At 64.8% G+C, this 315-nt stretch carries 1 protein-coding gene; it reads left to right on the forward strand.

The window, feature by feature from the left end; genetic code table 11:
• Positions 1 to 315: NAD-dependent epimerase/dehydratase family protein (locus tag SB822_RS55950; protein ID WP_410858957.1), on the forward strand; the 315-nt coding region annotated here is incomplete at both ends.

Here is a 315-nt window from a genome sequence, read left to right on the forward strand (position 1 = left end):
GATCGGAAGGGCGCCCCGCAGGGACTGACGGTACAGAGCCGGCTAGACCTCGGTCGGGCCAACATTTTCAGCAACAGCCGCGTGCGCACCGAAGTCGGCAATATCGCCGAGCGCAGCGTGCTCGAGCGCGCGATCGACGGCCAGACAGCGGCGATTTTTCATCTTGCCGCCATCGTCAGCGGGCAGGCAGAAGCGGATTTCGATCTCGGCATGCGCATCAATCTGGATGCGTCGCGTCTGCTGCTGGATGTCTGCCGGCAACGCGGACATCGGCCGCGCGTGCTGTTTACGAGTTCGGTCGCGGTGTACGGCGGC

The sequence above is a fragment of the Paraburkholderia sp. SIMBA_054 genome, assembly GCF_046534875.1.
In the GTDB taxonomy this organism is placed as follows: Bacteria; Pseudomonadota; Gammaproteobacteria; order Burkholderiales; family Burkholderiaceae; genus Paraburkholderia; species Paraburkholderia hospita.